This window comes from Bradyrhizobium sp. AC87j1 (assembly GCF_002936975.1).
GTDB classification, from domain to species: Bacteria; Pseudomonadota; Alphaproteobacteria; order Rhizobiales; family Xanthobacteraceae; genus Bradyrhizobium; species Bradyrhizobium shewense.
The window spans coordinates 1-5,348 of the sequence record NZ_PTFE01000189.1 but is presented as its reverse complement, the minus strand read 5'-3'; the positions used below and the strand labels follow the sequence as shown (position 1 = coordinate 5,348).

The following is a 5,348-nucleotide window of genomic DNA, read 5'->3' as shown; positions in this document are numbered from 1 at the left end:
GATCGAGATGGGCCGCCGCGATCTGATCGGCTCGCAGCCCCACCAGCTCGTCCCCGCCCACCAGCCCCCCGGCACCGGCAAGGCCGCCGGCACGCGGCGACCGGTGCGGCCGGGCGAGAAGACCCAGCGGTTCACGACCAAGGGGTTGCGGGTGATGAAGTAGCGGGCACCGCTCGCTGCTAGAGATCGAGCACCACCGCCCCCGACACCGCGTCCGTCACGCCGCGTCCATTGCCTTGGTCCTCGAGCACGGACCTGAAGCTGTCGAGGGTCTTGATCATCGCCGATCGTGCTGCGACCAGCGCCTCCTGACTGGCCCATGTGCCGATGAGGCAGAAGGTCTGCTCGCCGGTCTTGATGATCACGCCGTGCTCCAGCCCCGGCCATTTGGCCTTGCCACTCCGGTGCGCGTCGAGGAAGGCGGCTTCCTCGCCCTGCTTCACCTTGAACCTGACCACATTGTAAACCTGCATGATGCGCCTCCGAAAAATGGACTGATGAAAACGGACGCCGCGCGAGGTGAGGACGAAAAGTCGTTACGGTCGCCCTGGCCGATTGTTGTCCCCGCGCTCGGCGGCGTCACCGTGACAAATCAGAATGGCGATCTCGGTCCTTTGGGCCGCCCAAACAAAAAAGCCGAAAACAACCCCATGCACAGTAGGCGGCACTCGTGGGATCAATGGCTTAGCCGGATTGCGCAGAATTTGACCCATCGGACCACACCACTTGACCTCGCCGTCATCATGTAACATATAAAGTTACATGAAACGAGATTCCCGACTCTCCGGCGTGCTCCACGTCCTTCTGCACATGGCGCAGCAGCCTGGGCCGTTCACGTCCGAGACGCTGGCCAAGGCCATGGACACCAACCCGGTGGTGATCCGCCGCATCATGGCGGGCCTGCGGGAGATCGGTTACGTGCGTTCCGAGAAAGGGCACGGCGGCGGCTGGACGATCGCCTGCGACCTGTCGAAGGTGACGCTGCGCGACGTCTATGCCGCGCTCGGCAATCCCCCGCTTCTGGCGATGGGCAACCGGACCGAGGCGCCCGGCTGTCTCGTCGAGCAGGCCGTCAATGCCGCGCTCGATCAGGCCTTTGACGATGCGGAAGCGCTGCTGCTGACGCGGCTCGGCGAGGTGACGCTGGCGATGCTGGGCGAGGATCTTCGCAAGCGCCTCGGGTCCCGAAAGATCCACGACATCAGCGCGCATCGCGCGTGAACGGCTCCATTCACGGGGACAACATCATGACCGACATGCAAGCCGCATTTTCCGATCCGCAATTCGTGGCGAGATACACCGAGGGGCCGCGGCGCTTCGTGCCGGGCTATGACGCCATGCAGTCCATGACGGCGATTCTGCTCTCCGAAAGCGTCCCCAGCGATGGGCAGGTGCTCGTCCTCGGCGCCGGTGGCGGCCTGGAGCTCAAAGCGTTTGCGCAAGCGCATCCCGGCTGGCGCTTCGACGGCGTCGATCCGTCCGCGGCGATGCTGGCGCTGGCCGGGCAAACCCTGGGATCGCTCGCACCACGTGCGCGCCTTCACCAAGGCTATATCGATGATGCGCCGGATGGACCGTTCGACGGTGCCACCTGCTTGCTGACCCTGCACTTCGTCGATGTCGCCGAGCGGCGCCGCATCGCCTCGGAGGTCCGCCGCCGGCTCAAGCCGCGCGCACCGTTCGTGGTCGCGCATCTGAGCGCGCCCGATGGCGAGGAGGAGCGCCCGCTGTGGCTGTCGCGGTACTCCGCGTTCCTGGCCGCGTCCGGTGTCGAGCCCGAGCAGGCGGCGGCCGCGCGGAACGCCGTCACCAACCATCTGGAGATTCTCGCACCCGCACAGGACGAAGTGATCTTGCGCGAGGCCGGCTTCACCGATCCCACGCTGTTCTACACCGGCTTCGCCTTCCGCGGCTGGGTCGCCTATGCCTGAGGTGTCACCACGGCCGGGGATTCATGCCAGAGCCGGATGCGCCAGGGTGCGTGGTCGAAATCAGGCGGTGTCCGTTCTGCCTTCAAAACCGGACATGGCCGGTTTGCCTCTGCGAGTCGGCAAAGGGCCAACAAGAGACTCGTGCATCGCAGCAAACAGCATCTCTATTCGATCACTTCATCAGCGCGAAGGAGTAATGAGGTCGGCACACTGAGGCCGAGTGCTTTGGCAGTCTTCATGTTGATCACGAAGTCGAATTTGGCCGGCTGCTCTACCGGCAGATCAGACGGCTTGGCGCCTTTGAGGATCTTATCGACGTAGCCGCCTGCACGGCGGAACAGATCGGCGAAATCGGGCCCGTAGACGATCAATCCCCCATTGGCGAATTGTCGGGAGAAATGAACGGCAGGCAGATGATGTTTCGCCGCGAGCGCGACGACTCGGGGGGCCTCCACAACGGTCAGAGTATCGCCAAAAATAATGATTGCATCAGCGCGCTGGGCGGCAGCCGAGGCAAAGGCCACATCAAGCTCCTCGGCCGTGGTCGCCTGAACTATCGGCAGAGCCACACCTAGGTTGCGGGCCGTACTGGGTACCTCGTCGGCTAACAACAGCCTATGCATCGGGTTGCCTGGATTGGCCAGGATTGCAAACTGCGAGGCACCAGGCACCAGTTCCCGGAGGATTTCTATTCGTTTTGCGACAAAATCACCCGGCACGTAAGTCGCAAGTCCCGTTATGTTGCCGCCGGGACGCGCAAGGCTTTGCACGAGGCCAAGTCCCACAGGGTCAGCCACAGCTACGAATACGATGGGAATGGTAGCAGTTGCCGATTTCAGGGCCTTAGTTGCCTGCGGTGCCGCGACGATGAGCACATCGGGACTGAGGGCAATCAGCTCGGCAACTGAAGCGGGCAGTCGATCCGGAGGTTGGGAAAAACGATAATCGATAATCAGATTTCTTCCGTCTATCCAACCGTGGTTTCGCAGCCCGTCAAACAACGCCAGTTCGGTTTGATTCAGTGTCCACCCGCTTCCGTCACCTACAGCGAGAAAGCCAAGTCGATAGCGTCTGCTCTGCGCCCGCAAACCCCGTGACGAAACGAGTAACGCCGCAGCGGCCGCTATGAACTCCCGCCGCTTCATTCGACCCTCATCACAACTTGAGGACGACGCGGTGCAGTATATCAGTTCTCGACAGAGGTGGCACTTGGTGAGTGCAATATTGCGTCGCAAAGCGGCGCGAAGCGACCCGGCTGGTCGTCGCCAGATCTGCGCCTCATCGTCGTCCCTCTGTTTGAGCTCTTAAAGTCCATGTCAGCGTCGCTAGGCTGGTGATCGGCGCTGCGACCGTTACGCCAAACGCAGGAACACCCTCGGAGCGGCAGAGTTAAGCCGACAAACCACCTACCCATGAAGGAGAAAAAAGTCATGGCCCGCGCAACAGCCCATCCGGATCATCACTGCATCTCAAGCGAAGATATTCAAGGAACCGAGGTGTATGGAGCAGATGGAAAGAATATCGGTGAGATTGATCACCTAATTATCGACAAGGTGTCAGGTCGCGTGGCTTATGCCGTTATGAGCTTCGGCGGATTTGTCGGCTTGGGTCACAGCCATTACCCCATTCCTTGGGGCGCTCTGACGTTCGACACGTCACTTGAAGGCTTCCGAACCAATATCACGGAGCAACAGCTGAGGGACGCGCCTGAGTTTAGCGATGACTCCTGGGAAGATCGAAATTGGGAAACCCGAACCCACCGGTATTATGGGACGCCCACCTATTGGGAAGGGCGAGGTGGCCTATAACGCCGACTGGATCAGCGATTACCGATCGTGAGTGCCAGCTGAACTGATCGGCCGGCCCCCAGCGGTTCGGAGCAGATCTGCCAGGTTTTGATTCCGTCGCAAGGTTAGGAACCCCAATCCGGTCGCCAACCTGGCGGCGAGGTCTCAAGTTTGGATGACGTTCGCTGCCCCATTGTCGAGCGAAGCGCTGGCCTGTTCCTGATTCATTGGCGCTGCCTTGCCAGCCGCAGCACCGACGGTGTTGTGTTCGTCGAGATACCGCTTATCGGCTCAGTCGAGGCGAAACCACCGATAGCCATCAAGCTCGATAGTGGTACCTCGGCACTAGGTCTCGCGCCGCCTCTTGCTCGACCCCAATTAGACACATCATACCGACGAACGACCACTTGATAGGCCAAACCGCGCGCGTGAAAAATGGCATAAAATGCACCCGCCCCCAAGCTAGATGCTTGTGGGCCGCAACGGGCCAGAAGCCGACCTCGGCACCGGTTTAGGCGACGGGTAGGTCCCCGAACCTCAAAGGCGCGATCAGCGTCAACAAACTCAGGGAGGGCTCGGGCTTTACGGGGGTTTTCGCAGCTGTCGTGAGGAAGCCATCTCGGATTCCGCCTCCTTTATTGTGTTGAGAACGTTTTTCACGGACGCTTCCAAATTAGATACAAGATCGGAATCGGCTTCGATCCGCGGTGGACACAGTAAGTAGACGGGACGAGCATCGTCGAGGCGTGCTTCGGAGCGACGCGTCGCAGCGTAGGCTAACACGCGTTGGGCATCCTTATGGCGAAAGAGGAATGGGATAAAGCCAAGTGCGAGGAGTGCCATCATCATCGCTAGAAGCCCGTCGAGTGACCTCGTTGTCGACGCGCCGTCATGCTCAATAAGGGAGGGCGCGGTGACTTGAGCGACATCCGCCGAGGCATCTACGAATGCCGCGCCGGTCGTTTGCTCGCTTTCGCGCTGGATTGCGGGTGGCGGGGAAAGCTTAACTACTTCCGCAGCGGCATCTACCGGCGCTGCACCAGTCGTTTGCTCTTCCTTACGCTCGATCAAGGATGGCGGCGCTACCTGGACTTCGACCCGCGAACGATTTACCGATCTGCGGGCAGCCGTCGCATCATCGCCTTTCCCGCGACGCGCGTCCAATGAGGTCCGCGTCCCGAACGATTGCACAGATCTCTGGTCCGACAGCATCTTCCGCTTTTCGTGCGGCTTGAGCCTTGTTCGCTGAGCCTTGTGAAGCCTGTGGAGGTCAGACACGGGCGCTGCGTCCCTCCACATATCCCACCGAACCCGGGGCGCTCGTTCGCGGAACGGATAAAAAATATCGTCACGAACCCAGCCACCACCAGACCAGGCCTTGCTCCTTTGGATCAGCTGCATGTTCGTGCCCAGTCCGCTGGAATAGGGCAAGCCGGATGCACCAGCATCATGATGGCCCCCGCCATAACCGCTACCGGCACCACCGTTGGCAGCTCCCGCATCACCAGCGGCACCGGCACCACCGCCGCCAACTCCAGCGCCACCAGCGCCACCGCCACCACCTCCAGCGCCACCGCCGCCAGCTCCCGCACCCCCAGCGCCACCGGCGCCACCGCCGCCAGCTCCAGCC

Annotated in this window: 7 protein-coding genes; 4 read left to right on the top strand and 3 right to left on the bottom strand. The window is 61.4% G+C overall.

The window, feature by feature from the left end; translation table 11 throughout:
• Positions 1–179: 179 nt before the first annotated feature.
• Positions 180–473 (bottom strand): DUF718 domain-containing protein, encoded by a 294-nt coding sequence (locus tag CV770_RS40340; protein WP_104466251.1) that lies wholly within the window; start codon positions 471–473, stop codon positions 180–182.
• A 289-nt stretch (positions 474–762) separates the two neighbouring features.
• On the opposite strand from CV770_RS40340, the gene CV770_RS40335 reads away from it, so the two are divergent.
• A complete protein-coding gene (locus CV770_RS40335; RefSeq protein WP_104466250.1) occupies positions 763–1,221 on the top strand; it encodes an Rrf2 family transcriptional regulator in 459 nt (152 codons plus the stop codon).
• Positions 1,222–1,247: 26 nt separating this feature from the next.
• On the top strand, positions 1,248–1,931 hold the full coding sequence (locus CV770_RS40330) for a class I SAM-dependent methyltransferase (RefSeq protein WP_201760256.1): 684 nt from the start codon (positions 1,248–1,250) through the stop codon (positions 1,929–1,931).
• A gap of 164 nt (positions 1,932–2,095) precedes the next feature.
• Here the strand turns inward: CV770_RS40330 and CV770_RS40325 are convergent, their stop codons facing one another.
• Positions 2,096–3,076, bottom strand: coding sequence for an ABC transporter substrate-binding protein (locus CV770_RS40325; RefSeq protein WP_104466248.1), 981 nt, complete (start codon positions 3,074–3,076; stop codon positions 2,096–2,098).
• Positions 3,077–3,361: 285 nt separating this feature from the next.
• Between CV770_RS40325 and CV770_RS40320 the strand changes: the two genes are divergently transcribed.
• Both CV770_RS40320 and CV770_RS42330 read left to right on the top strand, forming a co-directional pair.
• Positions 3,362–3,739: a PRC-barrel domain-containing protein gene (locus tag CV770_RS40320; protein WP_104466252.1), complete on the top strand. Its 378-nt coding sequence runs from the start codon at positions 3,362–3,364 to the stop codon at positions 3,737–3,739.
• 897 nt (positions 3,740–4,636) lie between these two features.
• Complete coding sequence (locus tag CV770_RS42330; protein WP_161500089.1) at positions 4,637–4,885, top strand: hypothetical protein; 249 nt, start codon at positions 4,637–4,639, stop codon at positions 4,883–4,885.
• Positions 4,886–5,109: 224 nt separating this feature from the next.
• Here CV770_RS42330 and CV770_RS42325 read toward each other — a convergent pair.
• Positions 5,110–5,348: hypothetical protein (locus CV770_RS42325; RefSeq protein WP_161500088.1), on the bottom strand; the 239-nt coding region annotated here is incomplete at its 5' end.